Origin of the sequence: Dactylosporangium sp. CA-139066 (assembly GCF_050936175.1) — a bacterium.
Taxonomy (GTDB): Bacteria; Actinomycetota; Actinomycetes; order Mycobacteriales; family Micromonosporaceae; genus Dactylosporangium.
In genome coordinates this window covers 7,366,961-7,386,811 of record NZ_JBNJNH010000001.1, presented here as the reverse complement: position 1 = coordinate 7,386,811, position 19,851 = coordinate 7,366,961, and the positions used below count along the sequence as shown (strand labels likewise).

The window sequence follows — 19,851 nt, the reverse complement described above, 5'->3', positions numbered from 1 at the left end:
ATCACATGACCATGTCCCGCCGGCTCTTCATGGGCCTCACCGCCGCCTCCGCCGCGTCCGCCTTACTGTCCGCCTGCGGCAAGGACGACTCGTCCTCCTCCGGCGGGTCCGGCGGCGGCAAGACCGAGGACGTGAAGTTCGGGTACATCGGCGACTACAACGGCACCAGTCTGCTCGCCATCGCCGAGGATCAGAAGCTGTGGGCCAAGCACGGGCTCAACGCGACCACCCGGGTGTTCACCAACGGCCCGCTGCAGATCCAGGCCCTCGGCACCGGCGACCTCGACTTCGGCTACATCGGCCCCGGCGCGATGTGGCTGCCCGCCTCCGGCCAGGCCAAGGTCGTCGCGATCAACACGCTCGGCAACGCCGACCGGGTCATCGCCCAGCCCGGCATCACCTCGATCGAACAGCTCAAGGGCAAGACCGTCGCGGTGCCGGAGGGCACGTCCGGCGACATGATCCTCACGCTCGCGCTCAAGCGGGCGGGCATGACCAAGCAGGACCTCAAGATCGTGCCGATGGACGCCTCCGTCATCGTGTCGTCGTTCTCGTCGAAGAAGATCGACGGCGCCGGCTTCTGGTACCCGGCCATCGCGACCATCAAGAAGCAGGTGCCGGACCTCGTCGAGCTGGCCAGGAACGACGACTTCTCCTCCGAGGTCTCCTTCCCGACCGCGTTCGTCGCGGGCAACAAGGTCATCTCGGAGCAGCAGTCGAAGGCGCAGAAGACGATCGCGGCGCTGCGCGACGCGATGGAGTTCCGCACGGCGAACATGGACAAGAGCATCGAGCTGACCGCGAAGATGCTCAAGATCCCGGCCGAGCAGGTCAAGGCGGACGCGGCCAACGTCAAGGTCCTCTCGGTGCAGGAGCTCGACACGATGACCAAGGACGGCACCATCAACAAGTGGCTCACCGGGATGGGCGACTACTTCGTCGGGGCCGGCAAGCTCAAGTCGCCGGTCGACCCGTCCACGTACTACACGGGCGACCTGTTCACGGCGGGCGCGAAGTGACCGGTCGCAAGAACATCCTGTTCCTCATGACCGACCAGCACCGGGTGGACACGCTGGGCGCCTACGGCGGCGTCCGGCCCACACCGGTCCTGGACGAGCTGGCCAGGAGCGGGACGCGGTTCGACCGGTGGTACACGCCCACCGCGATCTGCACGCCGGCCCGGGCGAGCCTGCTGACCGGTCAGGCGCCGTTCCGGCACAAGCTGCTGGCCAACCACGAGCGCAACGTCGGGTACATCGAGGACCTGCCCGACGGGCAGTTCGCGTTCTCCACGGCGTTGCGGCAGGCGGGGTACAACTGCGGCCTGATCGGCAAGTGGCACGTAGGGACGCAGAAGAGCGCGCGCGACTTCGGCTTCGACGGTCCGGACTTCCCCGGCTGGCACAACGCCGTGGACCACCCGGACTACCTGGCCTACCTCGCCGGGCACGACCTGCCGCCGTACGAGATCTCGGACCGCATCCGCGGCGTGCTGCCCAACGGCGGCCCCGGCAACCTGCTGGCCGCGCGCCTGCACCAGCCGGTGGAGGCGACGTTCGAGTACTACCTGGCGACGCGCACCATCGAGCTGCTGGAGCGCTACGCCGAGGCCGCGCGGGAGCGCGACGAGCCGTTCTTCCTCGCGCTGCACTTCTTCGGCCCGCACCTGCCCTACATCCTGCCGGACGAGTTCTTCGACCTGGTCGACCCCGCCGACGTCGAGCTGCCCCGCTCGATCGCGGAGACCTTCCAGGGCAAGCCGCCGGTGCAGCGCAACTACAGCGCGCACTGGACGTTCGACACGATGCCGATCGAGACCACCCGCAAGCTCATCGCGGTGTACCACGGGTACGTGGCGCTCATCGACCGGCAGATCGGGCGGGTCATGGACGCCATGGCCCGCCTCGGCCTGGCCGACGACACCGCGGTGTTCTTCACGTGCGACCACGGCGAGTTCACCGGCGCGCACCGCCTGCACGACAAGGGGCCGGCGATGTACGAGGACATCTACCGCACGCCGGGGCTGCTGCGCGTGCCGGGGGAGCCCGGCGGGGTCGTGCGCTCGGAGTTCGTGAGCCTGCTCGACTGCACCGCGACGATCCTCGACCTGGCCGGCCTCGAGCCGAAGCTGGCGGTGGACTCGCGCAGCCTCCTGCCGCTCGTCGGCGGGGCCGAGGTGCCGTGGGAGGAGGACATCGTGTGCGAGTTCCACGGCCACCACTTCCCCTATCCGCAGCGCATGCTACGCACGGACCGCTACAAGCTGGTGGTGAACCCCGACTCGGTCAACGAGCTGTACGACCTGCGGCTCGACCCCGACGAGCTGCTCAACGTCTACGAGCACCCGGAGATGGCGCCGGTCCGCAAGCGGATGATGCACCGGCTGTACCAGCTCCTGCGGGAGCGCGGCGACAACTTCTACCACTGGATGACCTCGATGTACGACGTCGGCGCGACGGACTACGACCCGACGCTGAGCGGGCTGGACGAGGCGACCTACCAGAGCCCGGCGCCGTGAACCCGGGCGAGCCGGAGCACAGCGGCCCCGCCTGCTGTGCTCCCGGCCGGCCCCGGCCCGCCGGCGAGGCACCGCGACCCGCTCCGGCGCTCGTCGGCCTCCCGTCCGCACCGCCCGCCGTCCGGCACACCATCGAGCAGGTGGCGCTGCCGGGCGGCGAGTTCCGTATGGGCGACGCGACGGGCGACGGCAACCCCGGCGACGGGGAGCGGCCGGTCCACGCGGTCGTCGTCGGGCCGTTGCGCATCGACGCGACGCCGGTCACCAACGCCGGCTTCGCGCGCTTCGTGGCCGCGACCGGTTACCGCACCGAGGCGGAGACCTTCGGCTACTCCGCCGTGTTCCACCTCGCCCTGCGGGCCCCCGGCGACGAGGTCATCGGCCCCGTCGCCGGCACGCCGTGGTGGTTCGGCGTGCGCGGCGCGGACTGGCGCCACCCGGGCGGCTCGCGCTCGGGCATCGACGGGCTGGACGACCACCCGGTCGTCCACGTCAGCTGGAACGACGCCATGGCCTACTGCCGGTGGGCGGGGCGGCGGCTGCCGACGGAGGCCGAGTGGGAGTACGCCTCGCGCGGCGGCCTCGACGGCGCTCGCTACCCGTGGGGGGACGACCTGCCGGCCGCGGACGGTTCCTGGCGGTGCAACATCTGGCAGGGCCGCTTTCCGGCGTACAACGCCCTCGACGACGGCTATCTCACGACCGCGCCGGTCCGCGCGTACGCCCCGAACGGCTTCGGGCTGTGGCAGACGGTCGGCAACGTCTGGGAGTGGTGCGCGGACTGGTACGACCCCGGTTACTACACCCGGTCCCCGCGCGAGGACCCGCGGGGCCCGGCGTTCGGCACGGCCCGCGTCCTGCGCGGCGGCTCGTACCTGTGCCACGACTCGTACTGCAACCGCTACCGCAACTCGGCGCGCTCGGCGAACACCCCGGACTCCTCGATGGGCAACGCCGGCTTCCGCACCGTCGAGTGATCCGTGCGGCAAAGGGCCGGCACCCCGCCACGGGTGCCGGCCCTTCGCCCTCGCTCAGGTCAGCGGGGCGCGACCCCGTAGGTGCGCACGTAGTCGAAGCTGCCGGTCGCGCCGGTGCCGCCGAACGACACGAGCCCGATGCGCAGCTTGCCCTTGACCGGCAACGACCAGCTGCCGCCCCAGGTCCAGTCGCTGCCGTCGGTGCTCGACGCCATCCGCACGTCGTGCTCCTGGTGCTCGGCGTCGTAGTGGTACTCCAGCCGCAGCCAGGTGGTGGCGGCCGGCGGCCCGCCGAACATCGGCCCGTTGAAGACCGCCGTCGGCGGCGTGGTCGTCGGCCGCTCGCCCTCCTTGCCGAACTCGGTCTGGTGCGTGAACGCGCCCGCGATCCCGTTGATCGGCAGCACCGAGTGGGTCAGCTTGAAGTAACGGTCGTCGTTCTCGTACAGCACCATGCCCGCCTGCTGCGCGGCCTTCGTGCCGTCGAACGTCACCTTGGTCTCGACCACGAAGTCGCCCTCGGGCGCGTCGCGCAGCAGCACCGACGCCGTGTTGTTGCCGGTGTGCAGATCGCCGTTCTGGGTGGGCCAGGTGAGCGCGCCGCCGTTCTCGGTCGCGGCCGCCGAGGCACCGCGGACCCAGCTCCACGCCGGGTTCGCCGACTCGGGCCGGCCGGTGCCGTCGAACTCGTCGGAGTAGGCCGGCTGGAACTCGCCCGGCACCGGGTCCGCGACCCGCTGCGTGACCGGCTGGTAGAGCGGTGCGGCGCTGATGTTGTCGGCCTGGCCGGGCGCGCCCAGCGAGGCGGCGCCGACCCGGCCCGGCGCCGGCGAGTCCGGCACCGCGGCGTGCACCGTCGCCTGCGGGTCGCGCAGCCGGTCGGCGGAGACCTCGACGGTCAGGGCGGTGCCGCGCACCTCGGCCGTCACGGTGTGCCAGCTGCCGAAGTCGAAGGAGGCCGGCAGCGGCGCGCTGGTCTGTGTGGTCTGCCCGTGGTCGGTCACCGACACCACGAGGGCGCGGCGGCCGCGGTCGAGCCACGCGATGACCCGGTTCTGCGGGCCGCGGTCGGAGACCGCCAGCCCGACGGCGCCGGAGTCACCGGCCCGGGTCAGGCGCAGGTCGCCCTCGACGCGCCGGTCACCGGAGACGGGCTGCGCCTGCACGAACACCGAGGGCTGCGCCGGCTCGCCGGACTGGGCGAGTACACCCTGCGCGTCGGCGTCGTGCGCAAGCCCCCACTGGCCCTTGCCCGGCCCGTCGGGGACCCAGGCGGCCGGAATCCCGTCGTTGAAGGTGCTGCCCGCGACCGCCTCGGTGACGGGGGCGAGCTGTGGGCCGCTGGACGGTCCGGCCCCGGCGCGCAGCACCGGCCAGCCGTCGATCCAGTCGAGCCGGTCGATCATCAGCGGCCGCTTCGACAGCGCGGCCAGCCGCCCGCCGCCGGCGCCGTTGACCGGCGGGAAGTCGGGGTCGGCGGTGGGAATCGCGTGGTAGACCAGCCAGTCCTGGCCGGACAGGTCGGTCTGGATGGCGTTGTGCCCCGGCCCGGCGAAGCCGTTGCCGTTGGCGGCGGCGACGATGCCGCCCTTGCTGCGCCGGTCCATGAGCGGCTGCCCGTCCTCGGTGACGAACGGTCCGCGCGGGTTGTCGGCCCGGCCCACCTTCACGGTGTACCCGCTGAACGCGCCGTCGCAGCAGCCGCCGTCGGAGAAGAACAGGTAGTAGTGCCCGTCGCGGGCGACCACGAAGGCGCCCTCGGCCCGCCGGCCCTGCGCGACCTGGGTGACCGGGCCGGTCAGCGCGGTCGCGTCGGCGTTCATCGCCGACACGCAGATGGTGTCGTAGCTGCCCCAGTAGAGGTAGTTCGTGCCGTCGGAGTCGGTGAACATCGCCTGGTCGATGTTGCCCGTCGGGCAGCCGCTGCCGCCGGCCGGGACGATCAGGCCGTGGTCGGTCCACGGCCCGGTCGGGCGGTCGCTGGTGAGCAGCGCGACGCCGCCGCCGGACAGCGCGTAGGTCAGGTGGTAGGAGCCGTTGACGTAACGGATGTCGGGGGCCCAGGGACGGGTCCCGCCCGGCCACCACGCGGGGGTGGCGCCGGCGGCGATGGCGTCGCCCGCGTAGATCCAGGTGGCCATGTCGGTCGAGCGCAGCATCGGCAGGATGTGCTCGCCGGTCTCGCCCTTGCTGTTGAAGATGGGGTTCGTCGTGCCGTAGGCGTACCAGGCGCCGTCCTTGCCGCGGATCATGGCCGGGTCCGGGAAGGTGTCGACGGCCGGCTGGGAAACCGGATTGGTGTAGGTCCGGGCCTGGTCTGCGGCCGGCGGCGCGGCGGAGACCGCATGGGTGTATGCAATGCCGGCGAGAGCCAGCGACACCACCAGCCCCGAACCGATGCCGGCGCGCAGGGCGCGGCGGGTTGGCATGGGTGAACGTCCTTTCGTCGCTGTCGGTTTGACGCACGGCGATCCGGGCGCAAAGCGCGCGGCATGCGGGGGTTGGTCGGGGGTGCGCGACCGGACCGCCGCAGGCGGTCGGAGCCCGTGCCACAACGACGGTATGAAGGGCAAATTCTTCCGGCAACAACCTGTCACAATTCGCTCACGGACGGCCCGGGCCGTCCGTGGCTCACACGCCCGGGGGCCTCGGCTGGCTCGGGTGCGGATCGTCGCCGACGGCGGCCTGCGCGAGCCACATCCGCCGCTTCAGGTCCTCGCGGATCTCGGCGTAGGCGGTGTCGTCGTAGACGTTGCGGGTCTCGTCCGGGTCGGCGACGAGGTCGTACAGCTCCCACTCCGGCGGATACGTGAAGGGACCGCAGCCGGGGATGCCGAGGCCGTCGTTGTAGAAGTAGATGATCTTATGGGTGTGCGTGCGGTAGCCGTAGTGGGCGGGCGCCTTGTGGAAGACGTCGTCGTGCTCCCAGTAGCGGTAGTACATGCCGGGCCGGTCCGGGCCGGGCTCCCCGAGCAGCTCGCCGAAGAAGCTGGTGCCCTGCATCCGCGGGTGGTGCGCGACCCCGGCGGCGTCGAGGATCGTCTGGGCGAGGTCGACGTTGGTGACGATGCCCTCGAAGCTGCGGCCGCGGGCCAGGCGGCGCGGGTAGGAGAGCACGAAGGGCATGCGCAGGGATTCCTCGTACATGAACCGCTTGTCGAACCAGCCGTGGTCGCCGAGGAAGAAGCCCTGGTCGGAGGCGTACATCAGCAGCGTGTCGGCGAAGTCGCCGCGCCCGCGCAGCCAGTCGACGACCCGGCCGACGTTGTCGTCGACGGACGCGACGCAGGCGAGGTAGTCCTCCATGAACCGCTGGTACTTCCACATCGCCAGTTCCTCGTAGGACAGCCCCGGCGGCGGGGTCTGCTTGAGGTCGTCGGCGTTGAGGTGCTCGGCGATGCGCATCGCGGCCCGGCGCGCCGAGGACGACCGGCTGTCGTAGTCGTCGTCGAAGGTCCTCGGCAACGGGATCGGGTCGCGGTACATCCCGGCGTGCCGCTCGTCCGGCTCCCAGGGCCGGTGCGGCGACTTGTGGTAGATCAGCACGCACCAGGGGTCGTCGCCGGGCAGGCCCTCGACCCATTCGACGGCCAGGTCGGTGATGAGGTCCGTGGTGTACCCGGGTACCTGCCGCAGGCCCTGCGCGGATAGGAACTGCGGGTCGAAGTACTCGCCCTGCTCGATGAGCACGTCCCAGTAGTCGAAGCCCTGCGGGTCGTGCCCGTCCCCGTCGCCCATGTGCCACTTGCCGATCATCGCGGTGCGGTACCCGGCGGCCTTCAGCTGCGTGACGAACGTCGGCTGACTGGCGTCGATGGGCGTGACGAGCGTGCGGACGCCGTTGACGTGACTGTAGGTGCCGGTCAGGATCGACGCCCGGCTCGGCGAGCACAGCGAGTTGGTGGCGAAGCAGTTGTCCAGCCGCCAGCCCTCGGCGGCGATCTCGTCGATCCGCGGGGTGCGGTTGACCACCGAGCCGTAGGCGCTGATCGCGTGGGACGCGTGGTCGTCGGTGAGGATCATGACGATGTTGGGTCGGCGGTGGTGGTTCGTCATCGTGCTGCCTTCCGTGCTTGCTGCCGTGCGCGCCGGCGTCGGTCCCTCAGAGGTTCGCCGTGAGGCATGCGGCCAGCGCGGCCGCGCCGAGCAGGGTGGCGACGCAGGCCAGCGCGGCGTTCGACACCCCGGGGCGCTCCGTGCGCCCGGCGGCGGTCCAGCGCCGGTAGCGGCGACGCGCCGCGACGACGACGGCGAGCGCCGCGAGCCCGCCCGCGACGGCCGGCACGGCGGCGGCGACGCCGACGACGGCGGCGAGGGCGCGCGCGGCCAGCAACGACGCGCCGGCCAGGGCGAGCGCGGTCCGTGACCAGGCGAGGGTGGTGCGCTCGGCCTGCAGCCCGGGGTCGCGGACGGTGCCGGGCCGCCGGTCCGTACGGGTCCTCATCGCAGCAGCACCGCCAGCGCGACGAGGACGCCGATGACGGCGACCGCGACGCCCAGCGGCACCGACAGCAACGGCGACGGCAGCGGCTCCTCCCGGCGCAGTGCGCGCTCGCTGCGCGCCCAGTGGAACCAGGCGTGCACCGGCACCGCCACGCCGCTGACGATGAGCAGCAGCGACGCCGCCAGGCGCAGGCCGGGCTGCAGCCGCAGCCCCAGCGACTCCAGCGCCACCCCGCCCGCGATGAGCGCGAGCGACGTGCGGATCCAGGCCAGGAACGTGCGCTCGTTGGCGAAGCTGAACCGCGCGTCCGGCTCGGAGCCCTCGGTGTAGACGCTCGCGGGAAACCGGCGTGGGCTCCCGTGCCCCATGTAAGGCTCCTTTACTTTCTCAAGTTGAGAAAGTAACATCGAGGCTCTGGCCCGTCAATCCGCACGCCGAGGACGGACATGGCAGCAGAAGGCCGCTTCGAGCGGCTCGGCCGCAACGAGCGCGCCGTCATGCGACTCGTCCGCGACGCCGGGCCGTGCTCCCGCACGGCGCTCGCCGCGCAGCTCGGCCTGTCCGCGACCACCATCACGAAGACGGCGGCGCCCCTGCTCGCCCGCGGCTACCTGACCGAGCACGACACCGGCGGCGGGGCCGGGATCGGGCGCCCGGCGATACCGCTCGCGGCGGTGCCGGAGGCCGTGACCGTCTGCGGCGTCCAGCTCGGCGTGGGCGCGGCGGCCATCGGCCTGGCCGACGGGCGGGCCCGCGTCCGGCTGGAACGGTCGATGGCGATCGACCCGGGCCTCGGCGCGCCGGCGGTGCTGGACCTGGTCGCCGCCGCGGTGGCCGGCATCCTCGCCCGGGACGGCGGCGCCCCGTGCATCGCCGTCGGCGTGGCCGCGCCGGGCCCGGTCGACCCCGGCCGCCGCATCAACCTGATGTCGGTGAACCTGGGCTGGCGCGACGTCCCCGTCGCCGAGCGGCTGGAGGCGAAGCTCGGCATCCCCGTCCACGTCGACCACAACGTCCGCACGATGGCGCTGGCCGAGACGCTGTACGGCGGGACGGACGTGCGCGACCTCGCCTACGTCTACGTCCGCACGGGCGTCGGCCTGGGGCTGGTCCTGGACCGCAGGCCCTTCTACCCCGGGCTGCACGGCCTGAGCGAGCTGGGCCACCTGCGGGCCGTCGAGGACGGCGCCGCCTGCGCCTGCGGTGCGCGCGGATGCCTCGAGACCGTGCTGTCCGAGCCGCACCTGCTCGGCCGGGCCCGCGACGCCGGGCTCCTGGGCGACGGCCCCGCGCACGCGCGGGGCGTCCTCACCGTCGTGGAGTCCGCGGCCGGGTCGGGCTCGCGGGCCGCCGTCGCCATCCGGGCCGACGTGGTGCACCATCTGTCGAACGCGCTCGCCGGCGTGGTGAACCTGTTCAACCCGCGGCGCATCGTGCTCGGCGGCATCTTCGAGGCGGCCCCCGAGCCGCTGCTGGCGGACATCCGCGCGGCCACGAAGCGCGTGGTCTTCCCCTTCCTGCGCGAGGAGTTCCGCATCGAGCGCCCTGCACTGCCCAGCCCCGGCGTCGCGGGCGGCGCGGCGCTCGCCCTGGAAGCGGTCCTCTACGGACCGTCCTGACCGCTACCGTGCTGCCCGGCCGGCCGACGCAGTCCGGACGGCCGGGCGGTCGTCCGTGCGCCGGGCGCGCCGATGCCTATCGTTGCGACGGCCGGCCGAAGTCGACCCGCACCGTCTCGAACTCCTTGAATCGCTGAGCGGCCGCGAACGTCGTGTAGATCCGCCGGTCGGCCTCGGTCAGCTGGACATCGTCGGTGAACGCGGTGAGCAGCGCCCGCGGCCACAGGCGGTAGTTCGCAATCATGTTGATCTCGGCGCAGAGCATCAGCACGAGCGCCTGCAGATAGATCCAGGCGAGAGCGGCGAGCACGAGCCCGAACGTGCCGTAGAGCGCGCTCGCGTGGCTGAGCCGGGCGCCGACGTATCGAGCGCCGACGGTCTGCAGGGCCATCCAGGAGGTCGCGGCGATCAAGCCGCCGGCGAGGACCTGGCGTACATGCAGCGGCCGGGCGGTCAGCAGCTGCATCGCCGCGGTGAACATGCCGGCATTGACCATGAACGTCAACAGGTAGCCGAGGATCCGCAGTCCGGGCCCGGACCGGCCGGTGAGCTCGTTGGCGAAGGCCACGAACGTCGCGGCCGCCGCCGACAGCAGCACCGCGCCGCCGAGCATCAGCAACAGCCCGAGGCTGCGCAGCCTGGAGCGGATCGGATTGGGCTGTTCGTTGCGCGGGACGCCGTAGATGTGGTTGAACCCGGCCTGCGCGGCCTGCATCGCCCCCAGTCCGCCGTACAGTGCACCGAGGATGCTGAACACCAGGCGCGTGCCGCTGCCGCGCAACCCGCTGATGTTGCGCTCCAACTCCGGCCCGATGGCCGGCAGATCCTCGACCGCCGTCTGCACCAGTTGCTGGTGCAGGCCGGGGTTGGCCTCCAGGAAGAAGCCCAGCGCCGTGAAGAACAGCAGGGTCAGCGGGAACAGCGAGATGAAGGCGTAGTAGGTCACCATCGCGGCCAGGTGCGGACCACGGTCGTCGATGAACTTGTAGACGACCGCCAGCGGGAATCCCAGCCAGGCGTGCCGGCGCTGGTAACGATCCAACCACGCGACCACCGCGACCACTTACCCCGTCAGCCCGGCGTCACGCTCGGCCGTCCGCTGGTACCCGCTCCGTTAGGAACCCATCGGCGCGGGTAGCCGTCCGCCCGATGCCGTTCGGACGGTTGGAAGCACTCTTCGGCGGGCCGGCGCGGACCCGGGTCATCCTGCTGTTCGCCGGCGTGCTGGCCCTGGGCTCCGCGGATCTCGGCATGGTCGGCGCGCTGGCCCGGGAGCTGGAGAACGCCTTCCGGATCACCCACGCGCAGCTCGGCCTGCTGGCGACCGTGTCGTCCGGGGTCGGCGCGCTCGCCACGATCCCGATGGGGGCGCTCGCCGATCAGGTCAGCCGGGTCCGGCTGCTGATCTACGCGATCGTCCTGTGGAGCCTGGCGCTCCTCGCCGGCGGGGCGGCCCAGTCGTACCTGTGGCTGCTGCTGTCCCGGCTCGCCATGGGCGGTGCGATCGCGGCGGCCGGGCCGCTGCTCGCCTCCCTGACCGGTGACCTCATTCCGGCCGCCGAGCGGGCGAAGGTGTACGGCTGGATCCTGAGCGGCGAGATGGTCGGCGCGGGCATCGGGCTGATCGTCGGGGCCAACGTCGGCGCCGCGGCGTCCTGGCGGTACGGATTCTGGCTGCTCGGGCTCGTCGGCGCCGGGCTGGCCGTCGCCGTGTACCGGTGGCTGCCCGAACCCGCCCGCGGCGGGGCGAGCCAGGTGCCGCCGGGCGCGCCCGAGATCCCGCTGGCCGCCCCCGTCCGGATGCGCGGCAACCCCCTGGGAGTGCCACAGGGCGTCGGGGGCGCCGACGTCCTGCGCCAGGCCTGGGGGTCGCTGGGCCGGGCCTTCGCGTACATCCTGCGGATCCCGACGATCCGGATCCTCATCGTCGCCTCGTCCGTCGGGTACTTCTTCTTCGCCGGCCTGCGCACGTTCAGCGTGGTCTTCGTGCTGAGCTGGTACGACGTCGACATCCGCGAGCTGACCGGTCTCGTCGTGGCGGTGGGTGCGGGCGCACTCGCCGGCACCGTCCTCGGCGGGCGCCTGGCCGACCGGCTGCTGCACAACGGCCGCCCGAACGCCAGGATCATGGTTCCGGCCGTGGGGTACACGGCGACGGCGCTGCTGTTCGCGCCCGGCCTGGCGAGCGCGTCGGTGGCGTTCGCCCTGCCGTTCATCATCCTGGGTGCGGCGACACTGGGCGCTGCGAACCCGCCGCTGGACGCGGCCCGGCTCGACACCGTCACGCCCTGGCTGTGGGGCCGCGCGGAGAGCGCGCGGACGATCCTGAGGCTCGCCGGGGAGGCGCTCGGTCCCGTGTGCTTCGGCCTCGTCGCGGACGCGCTGGCCGGCCGGGGCGGGACGAGCCGGGCGGCCAGCCTGCGCGACACCTTCTTGATCATGCTCGTTCCGCTGCTGGCCAACGGGCTGATCATGCTCTCGGCGCGGCACACCTACCTGGCGGACAAGGAGGCGGCGAGCCGGGCCGGCGCGGCCGGGCGCGGCCCGGCCGCCTACTGACCCGGGGTCAGGCGCCGGTGACCTTGCCGGCCGCGAACTGGGCGGCCTGCTGGACCGAGCCGTCGGTCATGTACTGCAGGTGGGCCATCGAGTTGGCGCCGTTGCCGCAGATCGGGTCGCCGACGCTGCAGAACTCCTTGGCCTTGGGCCCGTAGACCGGGCTGCGCTGGGTGATGGTCTGGTGCATGATGCCGAGCGGGTTGCCGAAGACGACCACGGCCGCCACCCGCGAAGCGAGCCCGGCCGGGATCGCCTCGCCGGTGGACGTACCGAAGGGGATGCCGATCGCGATGTCGGTGACGGTCGCCCCCTGGGAGTACCCCCCGATGACGAACCTGGTGCCGGGGCACGCCGCCGCGACCGTGCGCACGTGCCGGCTCATGTCCGTGGCGCCGGGCCCGGCGCTGGCCTGCGACGCTTCGGCGGCGTAGTTCACGCCGTACGCGTTGACGGTGCGGCCGGGCAGCGCGGAGCGGATCGCGCTGACGAGCGGGGTGCCCAGCACGCCGAGGCCGGGAAGGTCACCGGTGCCGCGAGCGAACACGACCTCCACATCGGCGCAGCTGCCGCCGCGGGCCGGGGCCCCCGTCGCCGGTGCCGCGGCCGTCGCCGGTGCTGAGGCCGTCGCCGGTGCCGGTGCGCTCGGGGGTGCCGCGGCGGTGCCGGGCGCCGCGCCGAGGCCGGCCACGCCCGGCTGGGCCGGCCAGCCGGTCGGCCACGACGCCGGACCGGCGGCCGGCCACGGCGCCGGCTGGGATGCGTGGCCCGATCGGTGGCTGTACCAGGAGAGCCACCGCTGGACGAGGCCGGCGCCGGACCCGTCGCCGCCCCGGACCGACGCGGAGGCGAACGGCGCGGTCAGTGCCCCGCCGACGAGCAGCGCGCCCGTCAGTACCGTGACTGCCGTCAACCGGCGGGACCCTACGCGCTTCCAACTTGCCACTGAGCATCCTCCACGAACACCGATCACGTGCGCTGGCCGGACCCAGCCTCGCGCCGTTCGGGCTGCTCAGGGAAGGCCGGCGCGGGAACTTAAGCCGGAAATCAAGGTCCCGAAAGAATCGGCACTCGCAGTGCAGCTTCACGCCACCCGGCCCGGCGGAACGTGTCGTACTGCCCGCCAGCGAACCGCGCGCCGGCCCGGCCCGGTGCGCGCAGCACCGGGCCGAGCGTGCGCCGTCAGTACAGGGCGGTGGTGCTGACGCTGCCGAAGCCGGGCGCCGTGATGGTGAGGCTCGTCGCGTTGGCCGGACGCGTGCCCGGCACCGACACCCGGCCGGTGCCGTCATGCGGCGGCAGCGTGTAGGTCAGCGTCCGGGGCGCCGCGATCCTCACGCTGCTGCCCGGGATCGTCTGCCACACGTAGTAGTCCCAGCGGACGTCGAAGCGGGTCTCGCCGAGGACGTTGTCATCGAACGCGATCATCCACTGGCCGGCGGTGTAGTCGTAGAAGGACTGGATGTTCGTGGCCACCGGCACGTCGTAGGTCTTGCAGCCGAGCTGCCGGTTGGCCAGCGGGGTGGCGCCGGCCGGGGTCACGTTGATCGCCCACGCGCAGACGCTGTGGGCGCCGTGGCGCGAGGGCACGAAGGCGTCGTAGCCGCGGTAGGCGCCGAAGGACGGGTACACGGCGGCGACGTCGGGGCGGTAGGTGTTGGCGGTCAGCGTCTTGGCGAACGCGCCGTCGATCCAGATGTCGACCAGCAGCGGGCCGCTGCCGTCGGGGTCGGCGGCCCAGCCGGTGACGTTCACGCCGTTGCCCACGAACGTCATCGTGTCGAACGCGCCGCGGGGCGGGCTGTCGACGGGACCGGGGTCCGGGTCCCCGCCCCCGCCGTTGCAGCTCGGCGGGGGTTCGGGCTGATTGCACATCGACGCCGCATGTGCAGGTGCGCCGGGTGCCGCGACAGCGGCGAACAGTGCCAGCAGCACCGGGATGCCGGCGCGGACGAGTGTGCTTCTCATGAATGCGGGCTCCTTGCTTCAGGCGGTCCGCGGATAGCCGACCGTCACCGTCCCTCGTGGACGGTTGGGCCACCGTAGGCGCCGCATCGCCGCACTTCACGGGCCTGATCGAGTTCCCGACTCCGCCATGATGCCGTGCAACCGCCGGCCCGCCTCGCACGTCTGCCCAACCCTGACGACGGTGCTCGGGACCTTCTTCCCGGCCCGTTCGGGACGCTGACCCTTGCCGCCCGGGACAGCCGGCCCCCTGGAGTTTCAGACCGCGTCGGCGCCGGGGTCGACCGGCTTGCCGTCCTCGAAGAGCACACCGGTCGGGCCGCCGGCCGGCAGCATCGCCGCCCACGCCACCCAGCGTGCGCTCTCGGCCGTCGGGCGCCCGTCGTTGTCGTCGCCGAGCTCGGGATGGCTGGCGAACTGCCCGGGGTCGACGGAGTTGGCCAGGATCCCGGCGTCGCGCAGCTCGACGGCCAGCGAGGCGGTCAGGGCGTCGGCGGTGAACTTGGCCATCGAGTACCCCGGCGCGCCGACGGGGCGGGGCAGCGCGGCGCCGGCGCGGACCTGCATCGCGGCGCCGCTGGACACCGTGACGATCCGGGCCGCCGGCGCCGCCTCCAGCAGCGGCAGGCAGGCCTGGGTGAGTGCCCACGGGCCGAAGACGCTCACTTCGAACGCGGCGCGTACGGCGCCGGCATCGGCCTCCAGGAGCCGGAACGTGTCCCAGTCGGGCATCAGGGCGGCGTTGTGGATCAGCGCGTCGAGCCGGCCGAACTCGGCACGGATCCGCGCGGCGGCCTCGGCGATGGTCGCGGGATCGCTCAGGTCGATGCGTACCGCGGTGGCCGCGAAGCCGGCGGCGGACATCTCCTCGGCCCGCAGCCGGGTCTCGTCGAGGTCGCGGCCGGCCAGGACGGCATGGAAGCCGTGTGCCGCAAGCTCGTGGGCGACGGCGACCCCGAGGCCGTGCGGGCGGCTGGCCCCGGTGACGAGGGCGACCCGGCCGGTGGCGTAGTCGTCGGTGCTGGAGGTGGTGGGCATGGGAGATCCTCTCCTGGTGCAGGATGCCGCCGCCGTGGCGGCGCGCATCCGGCCGCACCGGTCGCGCGCTGTCTCGATCCGGACAGCGCGTATCGCCCCGCGACGGTCCGGCGTCCTTCCCGCAAACGTAACGCGGAGAGGGACAAGCGATGATCATCAATCAGTTCACCATGCACACCGTTGGCGGGGTGCCCGCGTCCGTGCACATCGGCACGGACGAGCTGGCCGTCTCGCACTCGGGTGTGGCGGTGTACACCCAGTCGCTGAGCAACTGCGTGGGCGTCGTGGTCCACAACCCGGCCCGGCGGACCGGGTGCCTGGGGCACATGTCGCCGCCGGGGAGCAGCGACTCGGCGACCGAGTGCGCGCTCGCGAGCGCGTTCCTGGACTACTGCATCCGGGTGCAACTGGGCATCTCGCGGGACGACGACAACGCCCGGCGGCAGCTCGAGGTGTACATCACCGGCGGCCGGGGCCGGGGCGCCGACTTCGAGACGGGGTGGGCGGCCGCACTCACGTCGGAGAAGATCCCGAACACCAACTGGTACGAAGGGCTGAACCTGGTCCCGGCCGCGCGGGGCCAGTTGAACGGCGCGCTCGGCGTGCACCATGGCGCGCAGCCCGGCGGCACGATGGTGGCCTACGAGCCGCACAGCGGGCAGGTCTGGGTCAGCAGCGACCTGCCGCTGGTGGCGCAGCGTCCGGAGCAGACGACGGGCGAGGCGGTCAAGCACATGATGTACGCCGCCAAGCAGGTCAACTCCCCGGTGCTGCAGGCCGGCTGGATCAAGTACCTGTTCGGGTGAGCAGCCCGGTACGGCCGGCCGGGACCGCGCGCGGTCCCGGCCGGCGGTGGTCAGCCGTCCTGGCCCTGGTCGTGCGCAACGGTGACCGTGACGGCGCAGCCGACCGGGCGGCCGATCTCGTCGTGGCCGCGATAGGTCAGCGTGTAGACCCGGTCGCCGCCGTTGCCGGCGCGCTCGGCGCGCAGCTGCCCCGTCAGCGACGGCTGCCCGGAGACGAATCCCGCGACGTCCGCCGCGTCGCCGCCGGTGACGTCGGCGAGCTGGAACGCGCGCGGCCCGAGGACGCCGTCCGGGAGGTCGACGCGCACGTTGACGTCGACCATGCGGTGGTTCGGCGGCCACAGCCGCGGCTGGTCGACGGTGCAGTCCAGCCGCCGCTCGGGCAGCGGCTCGTCCAGGGTGGCGACCGCGTGCCCGATGGTGGCGGTGAGCCGCGCACCGGCCTCGTAGTACATGTGGACGGTGGTGCCGTCGAAGTAGAAGGTGGGCGCCGCGGAGCGGCCCAGGTCCGGCGCGGCCGTCATCGAGTCGTGCACGACGCCGAGGTGGATCTCCTGGTCGAAGTTCTCGCCGACGTCCACGGCGTGCATGTCCCCGTCGGCGGCGTGGTAGATCACGAGGTTGCGGTCCTGCCAGCGCAGGTAGAAGGGGCCGGAGGCATTGGGGCCTTCGTCGCCCTGCGGGGTGACGATCGGTTGCGGCTGGATCGTCCAGTTCCGGGCGTCGGTGGAGACGGCCCAGCGGATGCGCCGCGCCACCGGGCCGGTCGGGCCGGGCAGCGCGTTGATCGGGTTGTCCATGAACAGCATCAGGTACCTGCTGCCGAGCCGCGGAATCGACTGCTCGAAGACCCGGGCGTACGAGGTCTCGCGGCCGGTGCTGGCGTCGCTCTGGACCGCCGCGCCGCCGTACTCGAAGTGGATGCCGTCGTCGGAGGTGGCGTACCGGGTGATCGAGTTCTCGCCGTGGAAGTAGAGGAACAGCTTCTGCTCGCCCTCGATCCAGATGGCGTGCGGTGAGGAGATGTGGCTGACCGTGTTGTAGTACGGCAACCAGGTGTTGGAGATCAGCGGGTTGCTCGGGTACTCGGTCCACGGTCCGTTGATGGAGTCCGAATAGGCCAGCGAGATGCCGCCCGGCTTCTCGTGCGGCGCGTAGTACAGGTAGTAGGTGCCGAGCGGGTGGGCGAAGTAGTCGGCCGCCCGGATGACGCTCGGGAAGATGAACTCGTTCGTCGGGTTGTACTTCATCTGGCTCTTGTCGAACGCCGTGCCGACATAGGTGAAGCTGGGAAAGCTGAACGCGGCGGCGGCCGGCGACGCGGTAGCGGCCGGGGTCGCGGCGAGGGCGGCGGTGACGAGTCCAGTAGCCGCAGCGTATGCAGTACGGCGGGCGAGGCGCTGAGATGTCACAGATCTTCTCCCTGGTGGGCGGCGGTCGCGCGACGGGCACGACAGACCGTCCGGGTGCTGGGGTTCCACAGTGGACGGACGCGGATTACCTGCGTGTTATCGCATCGTGGACGGCACGCTACGGTAAGTCAAGACGCTAATACGTATTAGCTATGGCTACCCGCGAGCCTGGCCGTCCGCGCGGCCATGGGCGCCCGGGGCCGGACCCGTTGCACGGCGTAGGCGTAGAGGCCGGCCATGCAGAGCAGGCTGGCGGTCGAGCCGGTGAGCAGGCCCCAGGCGGCGCCGCGCAGGCCGGCGTGGCCGGCCCCGAGGGTGAGGCCGCTGAGGGAGACGACGACGAAGACGACGTACTGCACGAACAGCATCCGGGCGCGGTGCATGCCGCGCATGGCGGCGGTGAAGGGGACCTGCAGCAGGTACAGCGCGCATTGCAGCGCGATGGGCAGGGCCAGCGGGGCGGCCTCGGCGAACTTGTGCGTGCGGACCAGCACGTGGGAGACGACGGGCCAGGCGGTGAGCACCATGAGTGCGCCGATGACCGCGAAGGCGATCACCAGCCGGCGGGTCCGGCGGCGCAGTGCGACGGCGGCGCGGGCGCCGTCCGGGCCGGGCTCGGCGGCGTCGGCGGCGTCGCGCGAGGCGCGGGGGACCAGCAGGCTCTGGACGGCAGTGACCAGGTTTTGTACGGGCTGGAGCTGCACGGTCTGCACGAAGCGCAGGTTGGCCAGGTCGATCCTGGACAGGCGGCCGGCGACGACCAGGCTGATCGCCAGGACCTGCACCTGGGCGACGATCGCGGTGGCGGTGAACCAGCCCGAGAGGTGGCGGGTCTCGCGGAGCCAGGCGCGCGGGCTGCCCTGCCACGGCAGGCGGCGCTCGCGCAGCAGGTAGACAGTGATGCCGGCGGTGGCGCCGAGGCCCCAGGCGGTGAGCAGCCCGCCGGCGCTGGGGGTGCGGGTGAGGACCATGACGGCGACCGCGACGGCCTGGGTGCCGGCCCAGACCAGGTCGATGCCGAGGGCCTTGTCGGGGCGGCGGTCGGCCAGGTAATCGGCGCGGGCGGTGTCGTGCAGCATGACCGGGACCGTGAACGGCGCGATCCAGATGAGCTGGTGCAGGTCGATCTCGCCGCGGCCGGGGGAGAGGGCCCACAGGGCCACGAAGACAACGCCCGTGATCAGGCCCGAGCACAGCGCGGTGGCCAGGCCGTTGCGGGCCAGCCGCGCACGGGGCTCGCCGTCGTACCGCGACGCCAGCGCCAGCAGCACGTCACCGACGACGGCCCGATTGAGGCACGTCGCGAAGTAGCCCACCGCCAGCGCCAGGGCGAGCGCGCCGAAGCGCCCCTTGGGCAGCAGGACCCCGCCCAGGAGGGTGTTCGCCGAGTTGGCGGCGGCGATCACCACCTGGTCGAGCAGCCCGGCGCCGACGAGCCGGCCCCGGGTGCCCCGGATGCGCGTCCGCTCAGGCGTCCTGAGCGTGGCCGGCATGCTCGACCACCCTCGGCCGCTCTGCGTCGGTCCGGCCCGCCGGAACGGCGGCGGACGCCGGCGCGGGCGCGGGGATCACCGGCTCGTCGTAGTGACGCTCGCCGCGGACCGTGCTCAGCACGGCGCGGACGAGCAGCTGCAGGTCGAGCCGCACGCTCTGGTGCTCGATGTACGCGAGGTCCTTCGCCAGCCGCTCCTGCGGCGGCATGTGGAACTTCTCGATCTGGGCGATGCACGCGATGCCGGGCCGCACCGTGTGCCGTTCGGCGTAACCGCGGACCGACTCGAGATGCTTGCGGACGAGCACGGTGCGCAGCGGCCGCGGCCCGACCAGGCTCATCGAGCCGTTGAGCACGTTGATCAGCTCGGGGAGCTCGTCAATGTGCCAGTGGCGCAGCCGGCGACCGATCCGCAGCGTGCGCGGGTCACCGGCGGGGGACACGATCGGCCCCGTGAGCCGCTCGGCGCCGTACTGCATGCTGCGGAACTTGAACTGCCGGAACGTGCGGCCGCCGCGGCCGACGGAGTTCTTGGTGAAGAAGATCGGCCCGGGCTCCTCGAACCAGATGAGCAGTCCGATGATCGGCCACAGCGGCAGCGTGAGCGTGAGGCCGAGGAGGGCGCCGGTCACGTCCATCAGCCGCTTGCCCCGCGGTTCCGGGCGCGCGGCACGGCCTGTGTGGTACCGCAGGACCGCATGCTGGACCTCGGCCGACGGCGGCGCGTTGTCCTCGACGATCCCGGCGGTGGCGCCGCTGAGCACGATCCCGCCGGCGAACGACCCGGTGATCAGGATCATGGCGACCCGCGCCGGCACCTCGTGCCCCAGGCGCAGCCAGATCCACGGCGCGGCGATCAGCGCCGCGGTGACGACGAAGGCGATCCGGCAGGCCCACGCCCGGACCCGCGGCGGGACGGAGGAGGTGAGGACGACGGCGGGCAGGAGCGCCAGCAACAGCGGGAACAGCAGCACCCAGATTCTCACGGGATTTCGTACCTCCAGGGCAGGCGGGCAGGCGCCGT

17 protein-coding genes are annotated in these 19,851 nt (G+C 72.5%); 6 read left to right on the top strand and 11 right to left on the bottom strand.

Going from position 1 to position 19,851, the window contains the following annotated elements:
• Nucleotides 1-5 precede the first annotated feature (5 nt).
• From ACQEVU_RS33860 to ACQEVU_RS33850, 3 genes are read left to right on the top strand one after another with little or no spacing between them, the layout of a single operon-like run.
• Entirely contained in the window at nucleotides 6-1,019 is a 1,014-nt protein-coding gene (locus tag ACQEVU_RS33860; protein ID WP_433330798.1) for an aliphatic sulfonate ABC transporter substrate-binding protein, read from the top strand.
• Nucleotides 1,016-2,518 carry a sulfatase-like hydrolase/transferase gene (locus ACQEVU_RS33855; RefSeq protein WP_433330796.1) on the top strand — a complete coding sequence of 501 codons (1,503 nt, stop codon included), beginning with the start codon at nucleotides 1,016-1,018 and terminating at the stop codon, nucleotides 2,516-2,518. Before ACQEVU_RS33860 ends, ACQEVU_RS33855 begins: the two co-directional genes overlap by 4 nt.
• On the top strand, nucleotides 2,515-3,495 hold the full coding sequence (locus ACQEVU_RS33850) for a formylglycine-generating enzyme family protein (RefSeq protein WP_433330794.1): 981 nt from the start codon (nucleotides 2,515-2,517) through the stop codon (nucleotides 3,493-3,495). Before ACQEVU_RS33855 ends, ACQEVU_RS33850 begins: the two co-directional genes overlap by 4 nt.
• A 59-nt stretch (nucleotides 3,496-3,554) precedes the next feature.
• Here ACQEVU_RS33850 and ACQEVU_RS33845 read toward each other — a convergent pair whose 3' ends face one another.
• The 4 genes from ACQEVU_RS33845 to ACQEVU_RS33830 all read right to left on the bottom strand — a co-directional run bounded on the left by ACQEVU_RS33845 (nucleotide 3,555) and on the right by ACQEVU_RS33830 (nucleotide 8,307).
• Nucleotides 3,555-5,924, bottom strand: coding sequence for a family 43 glycosylhydrolase (locus tag ACQEVU_RS33845; RefSeq protein ID WP_433330792.1), 2,370 nt, complete (start codon nucleotides 5,922-5,924; stop codon nucleotides 3,555-3,557).
• A 202-nt stretch (nucleotides 5,925-6,126) separates the two neighbouring features.
• Nucleotides 6,127-7,551: a sulfatase family protein gene (locus ACQEVU_RS33840; RefSeq protein WP_433330790.1), complete on the bottom strand. Its 1,425-nt coding sequence runs from the start codon at nucleotides 7,549-7,551 to the stop codon at nucleotides 6,127-6,129.
• A 46-nt stretch (nucleotides 7,552-7,597) separates the two neighbouring features.
• The gene (locus tag ACQEVU_RS33835; RefSeq protein WP_433330788.1) at nucleotides 7,598-7,939 is read right to left on the bottom strand and encodes a DUF202 domain-containing protein; all 342 of its coding nucleotides are present in this window, start codon (nucleotides 7,937-7,939) and stop codon (nucleotides 7,598-7,600) included.
• A complete protein-coding gene (locus ACQEVU_RS33830; RefSeq protein ID WP_433330786.1) occupies nucleotides 7,936-8,307 on the bottom strand; it encodes a YidH family protein in 372 nt (123 codons plus the stop codon). The genes ACQEVU_RS33835 and ACQEVU_RS33830 overlap by 4 nt, the downstream gene beginning before the upstream one ends.
• A gap of 78 nt (nucleotides 8,308-8,385) precedes the next feature.
• Here ACQEVU_RS33830 and ACQEVU_RS33825 point away from each other — a divergent pair, with 78 nt between their 5' ends.
• Nucleotides 8,386-9,558: an ROK family transcriptional regulator gene (locus ACQEVU_RS33825; RefSeq protein ID WP_433330784.1), complete on the top strand. Its 1,173-nt coding sequence runs from the start codon at nucleotides 8,386-8,388 to the stop codon at nucleotides 9,556-9,558.
• 76 nt (nucleotides 9,559-9,634) lie between these two features.
• Here the strand turns inward: ACQEVU_RS33825 and ACQEVU_RS33820 are convergent, their stop codons facing one another.
• Complete coding sequence (locus tag ACQEVU_RS33820; RefSeq protein WP_433330782.1) at nucleotides 9,635-10,612, bottom strand: YihY/virulence factor BrkB family protein; 978 nt, start codon at nucleotides 10,610-10,612, stop codon at nucleotides 9,635-9,637.
• Between the two features lie 110 nt (nucleotides 10,613-10,722).
• Here ACQEVU_RS33820 and ACQEVU_RS33815 point away from each other — a divergent pair, with 110 nt between their 5' ends.
• A complete protein-coding gene (locus tag ACQEVU_RS33815; RefSeq protein WP_433330780.1) occupies nucleotides 10,723-12,117 on the top strand; it encodes an MFS transporter in 1,395 nt (464 codons plus the stop codon).
• A gap of 7 nt (nucleotides 12,118-12,124) precedes the next feature.
• On the opposite strand, the gene ACQEVU_RS33810 is transcribed toward ACQEVU_RS33815, so the two are convergent.
• From ACQEVU_RS33810 to ACQEVU_RS33800, 3 genes are all read right to left on the bottom strand, one after another.
• On the bottom strand, nucleotides 12,125-13,027 hold the full coding sequence (locus ACQEVU_RS33810; RefSeq protein WP_433330778.1) for a cutinase family protein: 903 nt from the start codon (nucleotides 13,025-13,027) through the stop codon (nucleotides 12,125-12,127).
• 269 nt (nucleotides 13,028-13,296) lie between these two features.
• A complete protein-coding gene (locus ACQEVU_RS33805; RefSeq protein ID WP_433330776.1) occupies nucleotides 13,297-14,082 on the bottom strand; it encodes a hypothetical protein in 786 nt (261 codons plus the stop codon).
• Between the two features lie 255 nt (nucleotides 14,083-14,337).
• On the bottom strand, nucleotides 14,338-15,117 hold the full coding sequence (locus ACQEVU_RS33800; RefSeq protein ID WP_433330774.1) for an SDR family NAD(P)-dependent oxidoreductase: 780 nt from the start codon (nucleotides 15,115-15,117) through the stop codon (nucleotides 14,338-14,340).
• Between the two features lie 149 nt (nucleotides 15,118-15,266).
• Between ACQEVU_RS33800 and ACQEVU_RS33795 the strand changes: the two genes are divergently transcribed.
• Entirely contained in the window at nucleotides 15,267-15,923 is a 657-nt protein-coding gene (locus ACQEVU_RS33795; protein WP_433330772.1) for a hypothetical protein, read from the top strand.
• A gap of 50 nt (nucleotides 15,924-15,973) precedes the next feature.
• On the opposite strand, the gene ACQEVU_RS33790 is transcribed toward ACQEVU_RS33795, so the two are convergent.
• The 3 genes from ACQEVU_RS33790 to ACQEVU_RS33780 all read right to left on the bottom strand — a co-directional run bounded on the left by ACQEVU_RS33790 (nucleotide 15,974) and on the right by ACQEVU_RS33780 (nucleotide 19,813).
• The gene (locus tag ACQEVU_RS33790) at nucleotides 15,974-17,335 is read right to left on the bottom strand and encodes a hypothetical protein (protein ID WP_433330770.1); all 1,362 of its coding nucleotides are present in this window, start codon (nucleotides 17,333-17,335) and stop codon (nucleotides 15,974-15,976) included.
• Nucleotides 17,336-17,481: 146 nt separating this feature from the next.
• Entirely contained in the window at nucleotides 17,482-18,828 is a 1,347-nt protein-coding gene (locus ACQEVU_RS33785) for a hypothetical protein (protein ID WP_433330768.1), read from the bottom strand.
• Nucleotides 18,803-19,813 (bottom strand): sugar transferase, encoded by a 1,011-nt coding sequence (locus ACQEVU_RS33780; protein WP_433330766.1) that lies wholly within the window; start codon nucleotides 19,811-19,813, stop codon nucleotides 18,803-18,805. Before ACQEVU_RS33780 ends, ACQEVU_RS33785 begins: the two co-directional genes overlap by 26 nt.
• Nucleotides 19,814-19,851 lie beyond the last annotated feature (38 nt).

What these genes read in the sequence shown, in the direction of transcription:
- ACQEVU_RS33860 (WP_433330798.1), top strand. Translation starts at nt 6, where the DNA reads ATGACCATGTCCCGCCGGCTCTTCATGGGCCTCACCGCCGCCTCCGCC.
- ACQEVU_RS33845 (WP_433330792.1), bottom strand. Translation starts at nt 5,924, where the DNA reads ATGCCAACCCGCCGCGCCCTGCGCGCCGGCATCGGTTCGGGGCTGGTG.
- ACQEVU_RS33840 (WP_433330790.1), bottom strand. Translation starts at nt 7,551, where the DNA reads ATGACGAACCACCACCGCCGACCCAACATCGTCATGATCCTCACCGAC.
- ACQEVU_RS33835 (WP_433330788.1), bottom strand. Translation starts at nt 7,939, where the DNA reads ATGAGGACCCGTACGGACCGGCGGCCCGGCACCGTCCGCGACCCCGGG.
- ACQEVU_RS33830 (WP_433330786.1), bottom strand. Translation starts at nt 8,307, where the DNA reads ATGGGGCACGGGAGCCCACGCCGGTTTCCCGCGAGCGTCTACACCGAG.
- ACQEVU_RS33825 (WP_433330784.1), top strand. Translation starts at nt 8,386, where the DNA reads ATGGCAGCAGAAGGCCGCTTCGAGCGGCTCGGCCGCAACGAGCGCGCC.
- ACQEVU_RS33805 (WP_433330776.1), bottom strand. Translation starts at nt 14,082, where the DNA reads ATGAGAAGCACACTCGTCCGCGCCGGCATCCCGGTGCTGCTGGCACTG.
- ACQEVU_RS33800 (WP_433330774.1), bottom strand. Translation starts at nt 15,117, where the DNA reads ATGCCCACCACCTCCAGCACCGACGACTACGCCACCGGCCGGGTCGCC.
- ACQEVU_RS33795 (WP_433330772.1), top strand. Translation starts at nt 15,267, where the DNA reads ATGATCATCAATCAGTTCACCATGCACACCGTTGGCGGGGTGCCCGCG.
- ACQEVU_RS33785 (WP_433330768.1), bottom strand. Translation starts at nt 18,828, where the DNA reads ATGCCGGCCACGCTCAGGACGCCTGAGCGGACGCGCATCCGGGGCACC.